The organism is Rhodococcus sp. PvP016 (assembly GCF_017832185.1).
GTDB lineage: Bacteria > Actinomycetota > Actinomycetes > Mycobacteriales > Mycobacteriaceae > Rhodococcoides.
In genome coordinates, this window is sequence record NZ_JAFIBH010000001.1 from 3,217,050 (window position 1) to 3,234,481 (window position 17,432).

General features: G+C 70.2%; 15 protein-coding genes. 5 read left to right on the forward strand and 10 right to left on the reverse strand.

From position 1 onward, the window contains the following. Window positions 1-6: 6 nt before the first annotated feature. The 6 genes from JOE30_RS14940 to aspS all read right to left on the reverse strand — a co-directional run bounded on the left by JOE30_RS14940 (window position 7) and on the right by aspS (window position 9,165). The gene (locus tag JOE30_RS14940) at window positions 7-1,368 is read right to left on the reverse strand and encodes a replication-associated recombination protein A (RefSeq protein WP_204867558.1); all 1,362 of its coding nucleotides are present in this window, start codon (window positions 1,366-1,368) and stop codon (window positions 7-9) included. A gap of 7 nt (window positions 1,369-1,375) precedes the next feature. Further along, a complete protein-coding gene (locus JOE30_RS14945; RefSeq protein WP_204867560.1) occupies window positions 1,376-2,548 on the reverse strand; it encodes a kinase in 1,173 nt (390 codons plus the stop codon). A 237-nt stretch (window positions 2,549-2,785) separates the two neighbouring features. Next, window positions 2,786-3,688: a transglutaminase family protein gene (locus JOE30_RS14950; protein WP_204867562.1), complete on the reverse strand. Its 903-nt coding sequence runs from the start codon at window positions 3,686-3,688 to the stop codon at window positions 2,786-2,788. Further along, window positions 3,685-6,312 carry a circularly permuted type 2 ATP-grasp protein gene (locus tag JOE30_RS14955; RefSeq protein ID WP_204867564.1) on the reverse strand — a complete coding sequence of 876 codons (2,628 nt, stop codon included), beginning with the start codon at window positions 6,310-6,312 and terminating at the stop codon, window positions 3,685-3,687. Before JOE30_RS14955 ends, JOE30_RS14950 begins: the two co-directional genes overlap by 4 nt. 56 nt (window positions 6,313-6,368) lie before the next feature. After that, window positions 6,369-7,292 (reverse strand): DUF389 domain-containing protein, encoded by a 924-nt coding sequence (locus tag JOE30_RS14960; RefSeq protein WP_204867566.1) that lies wholly within the window; start codon window positions 7,290-7,292, stop codon window positions 6,369-6,371. Between the two features lie 49 nt (window positions 7,293-7,341). Then, window positions 7,342-9,165 (reverse strand): aspartate--tRNA ligase, encoded by a 1,824-nt coding sequence (gene aspS, locus JOE30_RS14965; protein WP_204867568.1) that lies wholly within the window; start codon window positions 9,163-9,165, stop codon window positions 7,342-7,344. A gap of 143 nt (window positions 9,166-9,308) precedes the next feature. On the opposite strand from aspS, the gene JOE30_RS14970 reads away from it, so the two are divergent. Next, window positions 9,309-10,226 (forward strand): neutral zinc metallopeptidase, encoded by a 918-nt coding sequence (locus JOE30_RS14970; protein ID WP_204867570.1) that lies wholly within the window; start codon window positions 9,309-9,311, stop codon window positions 10,224-10,226. Then, a complete protein-coding gene (locus JOE30_RS14975; RefSeq protein ID WP_204867573.1) occupies window positions 10,226-11,047 on the forward strand; it encodes an MBL fold metallo-hydrolase in 822 nt (273 codons plus the stop codon). Before JOE30_RS14970 ends, JOE30_RS14975 begins: the two co-directional genes overlap by 1 nt. A gap of 9 nt (window positions 11,048-11,056) precedes the next feature. Here the strand turns inward: JOE30_RS14975 and JOE30_RS14980 are convergent, their stop codons facing one another. Then, window positions 11,057-12,094 (reverse strand): Rv2578c family radical SAM protein, encoded by a 1,038-nt coding sequence (locus JOE30_RS14980; protein ID WP_204867575.1) that lies wholly within the window; start codon window positions 12,092-12,094, stop codon window positions 11,057-11,059. Window positions 12,095-12,232: 138 nt separating this feature from the next. On the opposite strand from JOE30_RS14980, the gene JOE30_RS14985 reads away from it, so the two are divergent. The 3 genes from JOE30_RS14985 (at window position 12,233) to JOE30_RS14995 (ending at window position 14,851) form a co-directional block, all read left to right on the forward strand. After that, on the forward strand, window positions 12,233-13,498 hold the full coding sequence (locus JOE30_RS14985) for an FAD-binding domain-containing protein (RefSeq protein WP_204867577.1): 1,266 nt from the start codon (window positions 12,233-12,235) through the stop codon (window positions 13,496-13,498). 162 nt (window positions 13,499-13,660) lie between these two features. Next, window positions 13,661-14,164 carry a DUF3237 domain-containing protein gene (locus JOE30_RS14990; RefSeq protein WP_204867579.1) on the forward strand — a complete coding sequence of 168 codons (504 nt, stop codon included), beginning with the start codon at window positions 13,661-13,663 and terminating at the stop codon, window positions 14,162-14,164. Between the two features lie 3 nt (window positions 14,165-14,167). Next, window positions 14,168-14,851: a TetR/AcrR family transcriptional regulator gene (locus tag JOE30_RS14995; RefSeq protein ID WP_204867582.1), complete on the forward strand. Its 684-nt coding sequence runs from the start codon at window positions 14,168-14,170 to the stop codon at window positions 14,849-14,851. On the opposite strand, the gene JOE30_RS15000 is transcribed toward JOE30_RS14995, so the two are convergent. The 3 genes from JOE30_RS15000 to JOE30_RS15010 are packed head-to-tail and all read right to left on the reverse strand — an operon-like array spanning window position 14,841 to window position 17,424. Beyond that, a complete protein-coding gene (locus JOE30_RS15000) occupies window positions 14,841-15,467 on the reverse strand; it encodes a hypothetical protein (protein WP_204867584.1) in 627 nt (208 codons plus the stop codon). The two genes, JOE30_RS14995 and JOE30_RS15000, sit on opposite strands and share 11 nt — an antisense overlap. Window positions 15,468-15,469: 2 nt before the next feature. Continuing rightward, window positions 15,470-16,759 (reverse strand): histidine--tRNA ligase, encoded by a 1,290-nt coding sequence (gene hisS, locus JOE30_RS15005; RefSeq protein WP_204867586.1) that lies wholly within the window; start codon window positions 16,757-16,759, stop codon window positions 15,470-15,472. Beyond that, window positions 16,756-17,424 (reverse strand): MBL fold metallo-hydrolase, encoded by a 669-nt coding sequence (locus JOE30_RS15010; RefSeq protein WP_204867587.1) that lies wholly within the window; start codon window positions 17,422-17,424, stop codon window positions 16,756-16,758. Before JOE30_RS15010 ends, hisS begins: the two co-directional genes overlap by 4 nt. Window positions 17,425-17,432: the final 8 nt, after the last annotated feature.

Consider the following 17,432-nt stretch of genomic DNA (forward strand, 5'->3'; position numbering starts at 1 on the left):
AACACCCTAGCGCGCGAGAGCACGCACGATTCTGCGGAGCTTGCCGACGCGCGTCTCGAGGTCGCGCTCCGCTCCGTGGTTGGTGGGCCGGTAGTAGTCGGTGCCCACCAGCTCGTCGGGCGGGTACTGCTGGGCGAGCACACCGTCGGGGTCGTCGTGCGGAAACTTGTAGCCCACCGCGTTGCCCAGGGAGGCGGCTCCCGTGTAGTGCCCGTCGCGCAGGTGCGGCGGCACGGCGCCTGCCTTCCCCGCCGCGATGTCGGCCATCGCCGCGGACAGCGCGCTGGTGACGGCACCGGACTTCGGTGCGGTGGCGAGGTGGATGGTGGCCTGGGCGAGGGCGAGCCGCGCCTCGGGCATCCCGATCGTCTGCACCGCCTGCGACGCCGCCGTCGCGACCAGCAACGCGGTGGGGTCGGCCATGCCGATGTCCTCGCTGGCGTGCACCACGAGCCTGCGGGCGATGAAGCGGGCGTCCTCACCGGCGGTGATCATCCGGGCGAGGTAGTGCATGGCCGCATCGACGTCGGAACCGCGGATCGACTTGATGAACGCGCTGATGACGTCGTAGTGCTGGTCACCGTCCCGGTCGTACCGCACCGCGGCTCGGTCGACACTCTTCTCCACGGTCTCGAGATCCACGCTGCCGCCCGCACCCGCCGTGTCGGCGGCCGCCTCGAGCGCTGTCAGACCCCGTCGAGCGTCACCGCCGGCCAGCCGCACGAGGTGTCCGAGCGCCTCGTCGGTCACCGTCACCGACCCGCCGAGACCGCGCTCGTCCGCCAGGGCCCGCGTGAGCACCTCGCGGATGTCGTCGTCGGTGAGCGACCGGAGCTGCAGCACCAGGGACCGTGACAGCAGCGGCGACACGACGGAGAACGACGGATTCTCCGTCGTCGCGGCGACGAGCAGCACGATCCGGTTCTCGACGGCGGCGAGCAGAGCGTCCTGCTGGGTCTTGGAGAACCGGTGCACCTCGTCGATGAAGAGCACGGTCTGCTCGTTGTTCAGCAGCCGGCGACGCGCCAGATCGATGACGGCCCGAACGTCCTTGACGCCCGCGGAGAGCGCGGACAGGGCCTCGAACTTGCGGCCGGTGGCACCTGAGATCAGGGATGCGAGCGTGGTCTTGCCGGTGCCGGGCGGGCCGTAGAGCATGACCGACGCCGCCCCGGATCCCTCCACCAGGCGGCGCAGCGGGGCGCCCGGGGTGAGGAGGTGACCCTGGCCCACGACCTCGTCCAACGATCGTGGACGCATCCGCACGGCCAGCGGCGCACCCGGCGTGCTCGCACGCGGGGACGGGACGAACGCGTCCCCGTCAGGAGCGGCGGTGTCGTCGTCGAAGAGGGAGTCGTCGGCGCTCATCGGACGCTCAGGACGCGGCGGCGGGCCACCGCGCCGCGAGTGCCTGCCGGACATCGCCCGCGAAGTCCGCGAGATCGTGGTGCCCGACGAAGCGCGCGTACTCCGAGAGGATGGACCACCGCGTGGTCAGCGCGGCGGCGCGGGGCACCGAGAGGTGGTGCCGACGCAGTGCGGCGTTGCGGGTGTCGTCGTCGGGGAGGAACCAGTGCGTCGTGAGCCAGGCCCACACCAACTGGGCGTCCAGCAACTTGGCGTGCAGGACGTCGTCGTCGGCGAGGTGCGGCCAGATTCCGACCACCTCGGCGCGCCACGCATCTACCATGGCCTCGGCGCGTTCCGGGGTGAGATCGAGACGGCACAGGCAGCCGGGGTAGGACAGGAGCGTGTAGGCCACATCGAGAGTGGCGTCCCGGAAGCCGCCCCACTCGTAGTCCAGGAATCGCACGCCCTCGTCGTTGACGATGATGTTGTCCGGGCACAGGTCCGACGGACTGAAGGCGCGGTGTCCGCCGGAGCCGAAGAGTTTGGCCGCGCGGGCGACGGCGGCGGCGACCGCGGGCGGCACCTCGATGCCGAGATCCGCGGCGAGCATCGCTGGAACGTCCGACTGGGCCACCGCGACCTGATCGGCCAGCCCGTCGCGAGAGTCGGCGACACCGGCGCGGCCGAGAAGCGCCCCGAAATCCTCCTCGCGGCCGAACGTGGCGGCGTGCATCCGCCCGAGTGCCTGGGCGAGAGCCATGAGCGAGTTGGTGACGGACGACGGGTCCGGGTTCGCGATCAGACTCGTGAACGGCGCGGCATCCCCCAGGTCACTGAGGACGAGGAGCCGTTCCTTCAGGTCGTACGCGATGAGGGAAGGACCGGGGCGGGTGTGCGTCGCGAGGGCGGTGGCGAACTGGTACGAGACCGCTTCGCGCAGGAACGCGGTGTGGTCTCCGGCGCCGAGACCCGTGCGGGACACGGACTCCGTGGACGTCTCGCGAACCTGCTTGATCACGAGCGTGCGCGGCAACTGGAACGGGTTCTCGGCCACCCGGACACGGATGACCACGGTGCGCCCGCTGCCGCCGAGATCGACCGGATCGACCAGGGTCACCGACGCTCCCGTGCGTCTGGTGAGGAGTTCTCGTGCTGCTGCCACTGCTTCGGTGATCGGATCTGCCAACATTGCCGTCATCGATTGTCCGACCCACCTCGTCCGTGAACGGGCAGGTCATTCCTCGTTTCCGTACTCGTGTCGGCCCGCGTGGGCCGACTGTGGTGCTGTGTGCGTACTGCGGGAGCAGGATCGGGTTCCCCGCTCCGCAGTCGATGAAACGGGCTCGCCGTGCGGTTTCTCGACCCTATCGCACTCCCCCGACAGCTCGGGGGCTACGGCGGGACCGCGGTGCCCACGGACAGGCAACGACCGAGGTCAGACCGCTCGGACGATCGGCGCGACGTCGACCGACACGGCGATCCGGCTCCCCGCCGACTCCGTGTAGATGATGCCGCGCAACGGCGGGACGTCGTCGTAGTCGCGGCCCCACGCCACCGTCACGTAGCGCTCGTCCACCCATTGATCGTTGGTCGGGTCGAAGGCCAGCCACGAGCCGTCCGGTGATCGCACCGCCGCCCACGCATGGGTGGCGTCCACGCCCACCATGCGTTCCTTGCCGGGCGGCGGCTGAGTCGCGAGGTAGCCGGAGACGTAGCGCGCGGCGAGGCCGTGCGAGCGCAGGCACGCGACGGCGACCCGCGCGAAGTCCTGACACACACCGGTGCGGGCGGCGAGGACGTCCGCGACGGTCGTCGAGATGGTCGTCGACCCCGACAGGTAGGCGAAATCGGTGTTGATCCGATGGTTTAGGTCGAACACGGCCTCCACCAACGGTCGGCCCTCGGTCAGCGAGAGCGCGGCGTACTCGTGCACCTCGTCGGTGATCTCCGGTGGCACCAGATCGAGAACGAAGTCGACGTCCAGGGCCCCGTCGACCCTGGTGGGACGAGCACTCTCCCACGCCGTCGTCGCAGCCCAAGTGGTGAGGCGAGCGGGGTCGGGAGGGTCGACGGCGACCAGGGCACGCGCGGTCACGCACAACCGATCGTGATCGGTGGTGACGTGGAAGTAGACGTCCTCGTTCCCGAACAGGTCGACACCGGTGGACCGGTCGGTCGGCGTCGGCGTGACGGTGACGGAGGCGTCGAGGCACCGCTGCTCCGAGGTCGAGCGCGGGAAGAGGTGGCCGCGGCCGTACGACGACGACACGGTGCCCTGATAGACGTACTCGGTGCGGTGGGTGATGGCGTACCACCGCGCACCCTCGTGATCGGTCACGACAACACCCGTCCCCCGCCGCGTCCCCACAACGGCTGCGTCCCGCCGGGCAACGTCAGGTGCGCCGCGGTGATCGACTCGGAGAGGTCGAGCAGATCGGTGTGCACCGACCGGACGACGTCGTCGAACTCCGATCGGGTCCCGGTGGCGTCGACGTCCTCGAGATCGGACGGGTCGACCCGGCGCAGCGTCGCGACGATGCGCTCGAGCGCCCGATCGGTGCGGGAGGTCCCCGTCGAACCGGGCAGCGATGCGAGGTTCACCGCTGCCCGTTCCACCGAGTGGATGACCGAGCGCGGGTTGCCGCCGTCGAAGAGCACGAGCTCGGCCACGGCTCCCACCTCGGGAGCACCGCGATAGCGGCGCCGGTAGGTGACCGACGAGTCTGCGGCGTTCAGCACGGCCCCGAGCACGGCCTGTTCGACGGCGGGTGGGCGCGCCGTGCCCACCGTTTCGGCGAGCAGGGCGGTGATCTGCAGAGCGCGCTCGATCCGCTTGCCCGTGTCCATGAGGAACCAGCCCGGATCGTGCACCATCGACTCGGCCGACAGACCGGCGACAGCGAGCATCGACCCCACGACGCGGCTCTGCGTCGACCAGAGACCCGCCTCGTCGGACACCGGCGACGCCCCACACTCGGCGAGCGCGGTGTCGAGCCGGTTGAACACCGCCCAGGTGTCCTCTCCCAGCTGGTCCCGCACGGCGCGGGCACAGGTCTGCAATGCCGCCACGGCGTGCGCGAGCGAGCCGGTGCGGCGCGTCCGCACCGTCAGCGACCGGAACTCCGCGAGCAGGTCCGACCGCGTGGTCGCGGCGCGGAACCCCGGCGCCGTCGCGGTCACCGAGGTCACCGCGTCGAGCACCACGGCCAGGGCGGCGTCCGTGTCGGACCGCGCCTGCGCTCCGAACGGCGTCTCCCCGCGATGATCGCGGACCATCTGGTTCGCGGCCACCAGCAGGCGGGCCGTCGCCTCGGCACGCTCGCCGTAGCGCCCCATCCAGTACAGGTCGTCGAGCACACGCGGCGTGCTCACCGAGTCGATGACCCGCGGGCGGCGCCCACCCATCGGACGCGGTGCGTCGACGACGCTCGACACGTCCGGTTGATCCGACCGGACGCGACGCTCGGCCAGCACCCACACGTCCTTGGCAGCGGTCGTGGCCATGGGCTCCGACGGCGGATCCGTGACCAACACCTGAGCGAGACCGCCCGTCATCGGGGTGTAGCCCCGGCGCCCGGCCACGTCGAACAACCGGATGCCGACGGGCCTCGGCAGCACGGCGGCGTCGTGCCGCCGATGACCGACGGGCCCGACGGGCGACGTCGCCAGATCCGGTATCGCCCGCGCCGCCCACCCCGTCGGGTCCGCCCCGATCCGCCGCACCAGCTCGTCCCGTTCGCGCATCGACAGCGCGGGACCGACGACGCTCTCGTGCGAGCCGATCGCGTACACCACGAGCGAACCGATGCGAGAGACGATGTGCGACAAGCCTTGTGGATCCCCCGCCCAGAAGGCCGGGACCGAGTCGAGCAGGGGCTCCTCCCCGAGCAGTGCCCGGCCGAGCTCCGGCAGCCGTCCGAACAGCGCCGCGTTCTCGAGGACGCCGCTGCCGATCGTGTTGACCACGGTGACGGCTCCGCGCCGCGCGACCTCGAGCAGTCCCACGACACCGAGGCGTGACTCGGGGCGCAGGTCGAGCGGATCCACGTAGTCGTCGTCGACACGGCGCACCACGACGTCGACGCGGCGCAGGGTGCCGAGCGAGCGCATCCACAGGGCGCCGTCGCGGACGACCAGATCAGCGGACTCGACCAACGGAAATCCGAGCACCGAGGCGAGATGCGCCTGGTCGAACGCCGTCTCCGACCAGACCCCGGGACTGAGCACCACCACGAGCGGATTCTCGGCGGCGGCAGGCGCCACCTCGACGAGGGCCACGCGCATCGCACCCACGTAGGTGCTCGCAGGACGGGGCGCCACCCGGCCGAAGACAGCCGGTACCGCGCGCGCGACGATCGACCGGTCCGCCAGGGCGTAGCCGGCGCCCGACGGTGCCTGGGTGCGGTCGGAGAGGACTCGGAACTCGCCGTCGGTGCATCGTGCGATGTCCGCCGCGTGGAAGAAGAGCTGATGCGGGCCGGGGATGGTGATGCCGTGCGCGGCGCGGAGGTAGCCGCGATGCCGGAAGACGATCTCCGGCGGCAGCAGGCCGCGGCGGATCAGGGTGCGCTCGCCGTACAGATCGGTGAGCACCGCGTCGAGGATGCGCGAGCGCTGCAGCATGCCGGCCTCGAGCCGATCCCAGTCCGGTGCCGACACCACCGTCGGGACCACGTCGAGTTCCCACCGTGCACCGGACTGCGTCGACGACGCCGACTCCGACGACGCGTCCGCCGTGTCGTTGTAGGTGATGCCGGAGTCGTCCACGAGACGGCCCACGCGCAACTGCGCGGCGGCAAGGTCCGACGGGGACACGTCCTCGACGCCCACGAGGGCCGCCCAGCGATCTCGCAGTCGCGGACCACCGTCGACGGGGTTCTCCACGAGGTCGTCGTGGCCGTCCGGACGGATCTCGTCGAGGTACGCCGCGAGCACGGGAGACGTGGCATCACCCTGCTGCACGCAACTCCCCCTTCACAGACGACCGGCACCGCGCTCGGCGCACGTCCGCGAGAAATCTACCTGTCCGCCTGCGCCCGAGCCGATCGCCGGTGCAGAGAGAGTACGAAGGTCGCCGCGACGACGATGCCGAGCAGGTTGATACCCAGCTGTCCCGCGGACAGAGCGGCGATACGCCAGCTCCCCACCGTGGCCGCGACGACGGCGAAACCTGCTGCGGGAACAGTGGTCACGGAGATGAAGACCCCGACCAGTGCGGCCGATTTCGCCGACACCAGCGCGAGCATGCCGGCGGCTCCCGCGAGCAGAGCCACGACGAGAGAGAACGGACCCACCTGGTAGATGAAGTCGACCTGCTGCAGGTCGTCCATCGCCTCCGGTCGAATCCATCCGAGCGCCTCGGCCCCGAACGCCCCCAGTGCCGTGATGACCATCGCGGTCGGGAAACCCACGAGCAGCGCCAGCAGCGATCGACGGATCAGCGATCGCTGCCGTCGCACCAGGCCGACCGACAGCGCGGCCAGCGGACCGAACTCCGGCCCCACCACCATGGCCCCGACGATGGTGACCGGCGAATCGGTCACCACGCCGATGGCCGCCAGCAGCAGGGCGATGGTCAGGAAGGCGACGAACGTCAGGGTCAGGGACGATTCCTCGCGAGTGCGGCCGATCAACTCGTCCCAGACGATCGCGTCGTCGGGGTCGCCCGGCGCCTTCTTCTCCGCGCTGCGCGCGGCGTCCGACAGCACCGTCTCCACCGGTTGCATGGTGATGGCCCCGTCGTGTGTCAGGCGCAGCGAGCGCAGACCGTCGAGGACCTGGTTCGCACACTCCCGCACGACGACCGCGTCCACGACGTCGCCCTCCGGACGGACGGCGGCGCCGCGCAGGACGACGACGTGAGCCACGCCGGGAGTCTCGTCGAGCACCCGCAGCACCTCGTCGGTCCGGTCCGACGGACTGACCACCCTGAGATTCTGCATGCACTCTCCGTCCGCGCGTCGTCGACGCGTGACCGGCGACGCCTCGACCCTAGGTCGTGGGACCCTCCGATGCGGGCTTCTCGCCCGATGCGCCGCTCGCCACCGCGTTGCGCGGCACCGGCTTCGCGTCGATACCCGACTCCTTGCGCTGCGCCGGCGTGATCGGTGCCGGCGCGTCGGTCAGCGGATCGACGCCGCCGCCCGACTTCGGGAAGGCGATGACCTCGCGGATGGAGTCCACTCCGGCCAGCAGGGCCGTGATGCGGTCCCACCCGAAGGCGATGCCGCCGTGGGGCGGAGCACCGAAGGCGAAGGCGTCGAGGAGGAAGCCGAACTTCTCCTGCGCCTGCTCGGCGTCGATACCCATGATCGCGAAGACGCGCTCCTGAATGTCCTTGCGGTGGATACGGATCGAACCGCCGCCGATCTCGTTGCCGTTGCAGACGATGTCGTACGCGTAGGCCAGAGCGTTGCCGGGATCGGTGTCGAAGGTGTCCATCGACTCCGGCTTGGGCGAGGTGAACGCATGGTGCACCGCGGTCCACGATCCCGAGCCGACTGCGACGTCGCCGCTGGCGGTGGCGTCGGACGTCGGCTCGAACAGCGGCGCGTCGACGATCCAGACGAAGGCCCACTCGTTCTCGTCGATGAGGCCCTGCTTGCGCGCGATCTCGCCGCGGGCGGCGCCGAGCAGTGCGCGCTGCGCCTTGGCAGGACCGGCGGCGAAGAAGACGCAATCGCCGGGCTTTGCGCCGACGTGGGCTGCGAGGCCGTCGCGCTCGGATTCCGACAGGTTCTTCGCGACGGGTCCGCCGAGCGTCCCGTCCTCCTGGATCAGGACGTACGCGAGGCCCTTGGCGCCGCGCTGCTTCGCCCAGTCCTGCCACGCGTCGAGCTGACGACGCGGCTGCGACGCGCCGCCTGGCATGACGACGGCGCCCACGTAGGGCGCCTGGAACACGCGGAACGGCGTGTCGGCGAAGTACTCGGCGCACTCGACCAGCTCGACGCCGAACCGCAGATCGGGCTTGTCGGATCCGTATCGCCGCATCGCGTCGGCGTAGGTCATGCGCGGGATCGGGGTGGTGATCTCGTAGCCGATGAGGTTCCACAGCGACGTCAGAATCTCCTCGGCGAGAACGATGACGTCGTCCTGCGTCACGAAGCTCATCTCGACGTCGAGCTGAGTGAACTCGGGCTGACGGTCCGCGCGGAAATCCTCGTCGCGGTAGCAGCGAGCGATCTGGTAGTACCGCTCGATGCCGCCGACCATCAGCAGCTGCTTGAACAGCTGCGGGCTCTGCGGGAGCGCGTAGAAGCTGCCCGGCTGCAGCCGTGCGGGCACCAGGAAGTCGCGCGCGCCCTCGGGGGTCGACCGCGTGAGGGTGGGGGTCTCGACCTCGACGAACTCGTGGTGCGCGAGCACCGACCGCGCCGCCGCGTTGACCTTGGAGCGCAGGCGGATGGCGTGGCCCGGTCCGGCGCGACGCAGGTCGAGGTAGCGGTACTTCAGGCGAGCTTCCTCGCCGGGGGTCTCGTCGAGCTGGAACGGCAACGGGGCACTCTCGCCGAGCACCTCGAGTTCGGTGACGTTCACTTCCACGGCGCCCGTGGGGATCTCGTAATTTTGGTTGCCCTCGGGTCGGATCTCGACCGTGCCGGTGATCTTCACGCAGAACTCCGCGCGCAGGCGGTGCGACTGCTCGGCCGCCGGACCGTCGCGGAACACGGCCTGGACCACTCCGGAGGCGTCACGCAGGTCGATGAAGATGACTCCGCCGTGATCGCGCCGACGAGCGACCCAACCGGTCAGGGTGACGTGTCGGTCCGCGTGCTCGGCTCGAAGCGAACCGGCGAGGTGCGTGCGCAGCACAGGAGTCCTTCCAGAAGTAGACGAATACAGCTGGTGATCCTACGGACCATCCGCGCCCACCCCGACGCCGGGAGAAACAGCGCTGCGTCGGTGGTGCCACGTGCGAAGCTGTGAGCCGCACACGCCGACGAAAGTGGTGACTCATGACGTTCGACCCCGACGCCCGGATCGACTCCTCCCGGGTTCGACGGTCCTCCGGTGGCCGCGGCAAGGGCATCGCCGTCGGCGGCGGTCTCGGCGGCATCGTCATCGTGGTGATCACCCTGCTGCTCGGCGGCGATCCGTCGTCGGTGATCGGGCAGCTCGGCGGCGGCGAGGCCACGTCGCAGGACTCGGGCAGCGGCACCATCGAGAACTGTGACACCGGAGCCGACGCCAACGCGAACGTCGACTGCCGGGTCACGGCCACCGTGAACAGTCTCGATCAGGTGTGGGACGCCGAGTTGGCAGCACAGACGGGCGTGCCGTACGAGCGCCCCGAGGTCGACATCTTCTCCGGTCAGGTCTCCACCGGGTGCGGCGCCGCCACGTCCGACGTCGGCCCGTTCTACTGCCCCGCCGACTCCACCGCGTACTTCGACACCGGTTTCTTCCAGGTGCTCGTCGACCAGTTCGGTTCCAGCGGTGGCCCGCTCGCGCAGGAGTACGTCGTGGCCCACGAATTCGGCCATCACATCCAGAACCAGCTGGGCGACATCGGCCGGGCGCAGGCCGACCCGAACGGGCCCGAGTCCGGCGCCGTACGCACCGAGCTCCAGGCCGACTGCTACGCCGGCGTGTGGGCGAACAAGGCCGACGACATTCCCGCACCCGGCAGTTCCGAGCCGCTGCTCGATCCGCTCACCGATCAGGACGTGTCCGACGCGTTGTCGGCCGCGTCGTCCGTCGGCGACGACCGGATCCAACAGGCCTCGACGGGCCGAGTGAACCCGGAGGGCTGGACGCACGGCTCGTCCGACCAGCGACAGGCGTGGTTCGACGCCGGCTACCGCACGGGAGCTGTCGCCGCCTGCAACACCTACGACGCGTCGGACCTGAACGACCCGTCGTCCGTCCGCTGATGTCGTCCCGCACGGAGCTGCCGGTCTGTGAGACGTGCGGCGTGCAGTTCGACCGCGTCGATCCGGACGAGTGCCCGATCTGCACCGACGAGCGCCAGTACGTCGGACGCGGCGGGCAGCGGTGGACCACCGTCGCCGAGGTGTCGGCGTCGCACCGGACCGTGGTGCGCGAGGAGTACCCGGGCCTGTGGGGCATCGGCACCGAGCCGACCTTCGCGATCGGTCAACGTGCACTGCTGGTCCCCGGCGACGGTGGAAATCTGCTGTGGGACAGCATCACCACGATCGACGACGCCGCGATCGCCCGAGTCACCGAACTGGGCGGCGTGTCGGCCGTCGCTCTGTCCCACCCGCACTACTACAGCGCGATGGTCGAGTGGAGCGAGGCCTTCGGCGACGTGCCGATCTACGTGCACGAGTCCGACCGAGCGTGGCTGCCCCGCGCCGGCAACATCCGCACGTGGTCGGGCGACTCCCTGGAGATACTGCCGGGGCGGACGCTGATCAACACCCGGGTGCACTTCGCCGGCGGTTCGGTGCTGCACTGGCCGGGCACCGACGGCCGCGGCGCGCTGTGCACCGGGGACATCGTCCAGGTGGTGTCCGACCGCCGATGGGTCTCGTTCATGTACAGCTACCCCAACCTGATTCCCGAACATCCCGACACGATCCGCCGAACGGTCGCCCTCCTCGAGAACGTGACCTTCGAACGCATCGTCGGGGCGTGGTGGGACCGGGTCGTCGAGGAGGACGCACACGGCGCGGTGGTCCGCTCGGCTCGGCGCTACCTCGAGCACATCGGCGTGGCCCCCGGCTTCTGACCGGTCGACTCAGAACAGCGTCATGGCCGGTTCCGGTGCGGGCTCCGCGGGGACCGCCCTGGCCACACGCCGCGCGCCGGCCGGATCGAGTCCCGTCAATGAGTGCTTCTCCCGCAACGGTTCCACCTTGTCGCGGAGCCATTGCTTGTACTCCGGGCTGACGTACGCCCCGCGTCCGTAGAGCACCCGATAGCGGCGCACGAGAGCCGGATGATGCTCGGCGAGCCAGCTCATGAACCACTCCTTGGTGCTGGACCGCAGGTGCATCGGCAGCGCGGTCACACCGGTCGCGCCCGCCTCCTCGAGGGCCGCCATCAGCGCGCTGAGGTGTTTGGGGCTGTCGGTCAGGAACGGGATGACGGGCGCGATGAGCACGTGGCACGACAGACCCGCGTCGGTGATGGCCCGGATCATGTCGAGGCGAGCGCGCGGTGACGGCGCCCCCGGCTCGAGCGACTTCTGCAGATCCTCGTCGTGAAAGGCGAGGCTGACACTCACCTGCACGTTCACCTGCTGAGCGGCGAGGGTCAACAGCGGCAGATCTCGTCGCAGCAGCGTCCCCTTGGTCAGAATCGAGAACGAGGTGCCGGACTCGGTGAGCGCCCGGATGATGCCCGGCATGAGCTCGTAGCGACCCTCCGCGCGCTGGTACGGGTCGGTGTTGGTGCCCAGGGCGACCGGGTCACGTTTCCACGAGGCGCGGGCGAGTTCCTTGCGCAGCACCGAGACGATGTTGGTCTTGACCACGATCTGCGAGTCGAAGTCGCGGCCGGCATCGAGGTCGAGGTACTCGTGGGTGGGCCGGGCGAAGCAGTAGCGGCAGGCGTGCGAGCACCCGCGCGCGGGGTTGATGGTCCAACGGAACGGCAGCGCCGACTCCTCGGGCACCCGATTGAGGGCGCTCTTGCAGAGCACCTCGTGGAAGGTGACGCCCTCGAACTCAGGTGTACGGACGGTGCGGACCAGGCCGGCACGCACCATTCCGGTGCGCTCGAGGCCGGGAAGCGCTCCGTCGGGAGCGTCGAGTGTCTGACCGTCCCACCGCATGACCCCTCCTGTTCTCCGGCGACCTGTTCTCCGGCGACCCGGCACGCCGATGCCTCGAACACACGATCGATCGACGAATCGCAGACAGTCGAACATTCGTTCTATCGAGGTGTCAACTCTTCGGTAGTGTCGGTGGACATGGCCCTCCTTCCGTCTCCCCCGTCACCTGCGGACGGCGCCCGGTCCGACGACGTCGTCGCCTGGGTCGCCGAGCACCTCGGTGACCTCACCCTCGAAGAACCCGAGGAGATCCGGGCGGGCGGTCTGCGCGGCGGACAGTCGGCAGCCGACGCCGCTCTCGCGAGCCTGGACATCACGGGCTACGCCCGGTCCCGCAGCACGGTGGAACCGCCGTCGCGGCGCGGGGCGAGTCGCATGTCCCCGTACATCCGGCACGGCCTGCTCACGCTGAACGAGGTGTGGGACGCGGTGGCGGACGCACCGACCCGCGACCGGTCGCGCTACCGCGACGAGTTGCTCTGGCAGGAGTACGCCCGCCACCTGTACGCACGGGTGGGCTCGCACCTGGGGGCGTCCCTCACGCGCGAGCAGCCCCGTCCTACCGTCTCGGCGCACGACACCTGGTCCGACGATCCGTGGCCGGCCCGGATGCGCTGCATGGAGTCCATCGTCGACGAGCTGCACGAGGACGGGTGGCTGGTGAACCAGACGCGCATGTGGCTGGCGTCGCAGTGGGCCGTCCGGGCCGGCGCGACGTGGCGGGACGGTGAGGACCAGATGTTCACCCATCTCATCGACGGCTCGAGAGCGGCCAACCGACTGGGCTGGCAGTGGACCGTCGGTACGGGCAGCGGCAAGGTCTACGGGTTCAGTCGCTGGCAGGTGGAGAAACGCGCACCCAGCCTGTGCGGATCCTGCGCGTTGTCGTCCGCGTGTCCCATTCAGGACTGGCCGACGGCCGCTCTCGGCCCGTCGGTCGATGGACCGAGTCTGGCGACCGGCGACACCCCGGCCGGCCCCGCGGAGACCGTGGGCGAGGGCGGCGACGAGGTGTGGCTGACGGCCGAGTCGCTCGGCAGCGTCGACCCGGCTCTGGCTGCCGACGACGCTCGCCCCGCGGTGTTCGTGTTCGACGAGCCGCTGCTCCGACGGCTGCGGTTGTCCGGAAAGCGGCTGGTCTTCCTCGCCGAGACTCTGGGTGAACTCGCCGCTGTCCGACCGCTGGAGGTACGGCGCGGCCGGGTCGCCGACGAGCTCGCCGGACGGCGCCTCGCCGCGACCCATGCCCCGGTACCGGGGTGGGCACGCATCGCGGCCGCCCTCGATCCGGTGGAGGTGCACCCGTGGCCGTGGTTGGTGCGTCCGACCCGATCGTCGGTGCGGTCGTTCAGTGCGTGGCGCCGGGCGTCGGAGCGGGGAGGGCGGAGCCCGGCCGGGAAGTAGGCGGGGAGGGCGGAGCCCGGCCGGGAATTAGGCGGGAAGGCCGGAGGCCGGCCGGGAAGTAGGCGGGAAGGGCGGAGCCCGGCCGGGAAGTAGGCGGGAAGGGCGGAGCCCGGCCGGGAAGTAGACAGGAGGGCACTAGGTGGATCGGATACGGTCGAGCGCGTGACCGAACCCACGGACCCGTCCGCGTCGATCGAACCGACCGCTCCCACGCTCGAGCCGCTGCTGCGCATCGTGCTGCGCACCGCGGATCCGGTGCAGCTCGGCGACACTCCCGTCGGCGCGGAGTCCGTGGCACCCGTCGTGGGTGGTGTGCTGAGCGGTCCCGGGGTCGAGGCCGTCGTCCGCGCCGTCGGTACCGAGCACGCCCACGTTCGAGCGGACGGATCGACCACCTACTCCACCGATCTGCTGGCCGACGTCGAGTCGGACGACCCGAGCGGCGTGATGCGGTTGACGCTGAACTCCGTCCGTTTCGGATCGGCCGAGGTCATCGAGTCCCTCGATCGCGGGGAGGACGTCGAGTCCGCGCTCTACTACTTTCGCGGCACCCTCACGGTGTCCACGTCGATCCGGACGCTGGCCTACCTGAACAGGGCCGTGATCGTCACCTCCGGCTCGCGTCAGGGCACCCAGTCCGTGGTCGACGCGTTCCTGGTCACCTAGTCGATGACCACCACCGGTGCCGGGCGTCCCCGGCTCACCACCCGTAAGCGACCGGGAGCCACGGCGCGGGAGGAGATCCTCGACGCGGCGGCGGAGCTGTTCACGACGCGGGGTGTCACCAGCACCTCCACCCGCATGATCGCCGACGCGGTCGGGGTCCGGCAGGCGTCGCTGTACCACCACTTCGCTACCAAGGACGACATGCTCGCCGCGTTGCTGGTGGGGACCGTCGACGCAACCCTGGCCTGTGCGCAGGCGCTGCGTGACGCCGCGGCCGATGCCCCGAGCACGCTGTATGCGCTGGTGTGGTTCGACGCGGACCAACTCATGACCTCGCGGTGGAACCTCGGCGCCCTGTACCTCGTCCCCGAGCTGCGCAGTGCACGGTTCGAACAGTTCCGCACTCGACGCTCCGACCTCATGGCGCTTTATGCCTCGCTGTCGCGGGATGCTCTCGTCGACATCGGCACGCTGGTGGTCTCCGAGGAACTCACACACCTCCCGTTCCGCATCGTCGAATCGGTGATCAGCGCCCGGTCCGATGCGGAGTCGACACGGCACTCCCTCGCGACGCCCGACACGATCGCCGACGCCGCGGTGCGCGTACTGGGGTGGACGGGCTCGACGGCGTCGCTCCGTGACACGGCCACGACACTCCTCGCCGCCGCTCGGCCTGTCAGTCGGTGAGTGCCGCGACCTCGGCATCGGTGAGCACGGTCGCCGGGGCGCGCCCGGACGTGCGGACCACGTCGATCGCCCGATAGAGCGGGCGCTCCGACAGCCCGGCCTCGCGGGCCTCGGCGCGCAGCTGGGTCACCAGCACCGACGACAGCGCCAGGGCCGAGGCGAGCGGGGACGAGGCCAGTCCGTCCGCCACCGCACGCAGCGCGATCGGCTGCAGTTCGCGACCGCCGTCGGTCGTGTACATCGCCACGCCGACCGTGACGTCGCCGGACGAGTCGCCGACACGGATCAGCACCTGGCTGACGCGCGCGACCCGCACGAGGACCTCGACCTTCGTCGCGTCCGACAGGTTGACCCGTCGCACGCGGAACGACCCGCGTCGGCTCACCACACCGTGATCGATCCACACGCGTCTGCGGCCGCCCGACACGACGGCGAATCCGGCCGTGGCGACGAGCGCAGCTCCCAGCGCGACACCGACGTACGGCGAGATCAACACTCCGGCGACCACACCGAGCACGGCACCGACCACGGCGAACACCGCACCGGCAACGCGGAGCCGCGGAACGATGAGCTCCGGCGGCACCAGATCGAGCGCCACCAGCCCTCTGTCGGCCATGGTCAGCTCACTGGCGACAGCGTGGCACGCACGCGAGCGGTGGCCTCGGACAACGGGATCGACGACTGCTCGCCGGTGGCGAGATCCTTCAGGCCGATCTCTCCGGCCTCGAGATCGCGGTCACCGAGCACGAGCGCGAGGCGGGCACCGGAACGATCGGCACCCTTCATGGCGCCCTTCATTCCGCGGTCGCCGTAGGCGAGGTCCACGCGGACGCCGGCGGCCCGCAGTTCCTGCGCGATCACCGCGAGACGCAGCTTGGCCTCCGGACCCATGGGCACGCCGTACACCTCGCACCGGGCCGTCGACGCGGGTGTGACGCCCTCGGCGGCGAGAGCCAGCACCGTGCGGTCCACGCCGAGACCGAAACCGATGCCCGACAGGGGCTGCCCGCCGAGTTGTGCCATGAGACCGTCGTACCGTCCACCGCCGCCGATGCCGGACTGCGCGCCGAGACCGTCGTGGACGAATTCGAAGGTGGTCTTGGTGTAGTAGTCGAGACCACGCACCATGCGCGGATTGACCACGTACGGCACGCCCATCGCGTCGAGATGGGCACGCACGGTGTCGAAGTGGACGCGAGCCGACTCCGACAGGTGGTCCATCATCAACGGCGCGTCGGCCGTCATCTCACGGACGTGCGGTCGCTTGTCGTCCAAGACGCGGAGCGGATTGATCTCGGCGCGGCGACGCGTGTCCTCGTCCAGATCGAGACCGAACAGGAAGTCCTGCAACAGCTCCCGGTACTGCGGGCGGCAGGTCTCGTCGCCGAGCGAGGTGAGCTCGAGCCGGAAACCGGTGAGACCGACGCTCCGGAACCCACGGTCGGCCACGGCGATGACCTCGGCGTCGAGCGCCGGATCGTCGACTCCGATGGCCTCGACACCGACCTGCTGCAGCTGCCGGTACCGACCGGCCTGGGGGCGCTCGTAGCGGAAGAACGGGCCGGAGTAGCTGACCTTCACCGGGAGCGCTCCGCGGTCGAGGCTGTGCTCGATGACCGCGCGCATCACGCCGGCGGTGCCCTCGGGTCGCAGCGTGACACTGCGGTCACCCTTGTCGGCGAAGGTGTACATCTCCTTGCTCACCACGTCGGTGGACTCACCCACGCCGCGTGCGAACAGCGCCGTGTCCTCGAAGATGGGGAGTTCGATGTGGCCGTAGCCCGCGGCCCGAGCGGCGGCGGTGAGACCGTCGCGCACGGCCACGAAGGTCGCGGAGTCGGGCGGCAGATAGTCCGGGACGCCCTTGGGGGCGGCGAACGGCTGGATGCGCTGGGTGTCGCCGGTCATCGCACACCACCGAGTCCCACGAGGAACGGGTTGCTGCCGCGCTCCGCGCCGATGGTGGTGGACTCGCCGTGTCCGGGCAGCACGGCGGTCTCGTCGTCGAGGCACAGCAGGTGCTCGGCGATCGAGGAGAGCAACTGCTCGTGGTCACCGCCGGGCAGATCGGAGCGGCCGATCGATCCCGCGAAGAGCGTGTCCCCCGAGAAGATCACCTGCTGCTCGCCCCCGTCGAGACGGAAGACGACGGAGCCGCGGGTGTGACCGGGCGTGTGCGCGACGGTGACACCGAGTCCGGCCACGTCGAGAACATCGCCGTGCGCCAGTTCCACCACCATCGCGGGCTCCTCGAAGGTGGAATGTGCGATCAGCGGCGCCAGGACCGGGCCGATACCGGACGCCGGATCGGTGAGCATGTGGCGGTCGTCGGGATGCACGTACAGGGGAATGTCGAAGCGCGCGCACACCGGCGTCGCGTCCCACATGTGATCGAGGTGGCCGTGCGTGAGGAGCACTGCGAGGGGCGTCAGGCCCGCGTCGTCGAGGAACGAGTAGAGCGGCGCCGCGGCGTCCTGGCCGGGATCGACGACGATGCAGTCCGTCCCCTCGTCCCGACTGACGACGTAGCAGTTCGTCTGGAACATGCCGGCGGGGAATCCGGTGACACGCACAGTGAAGG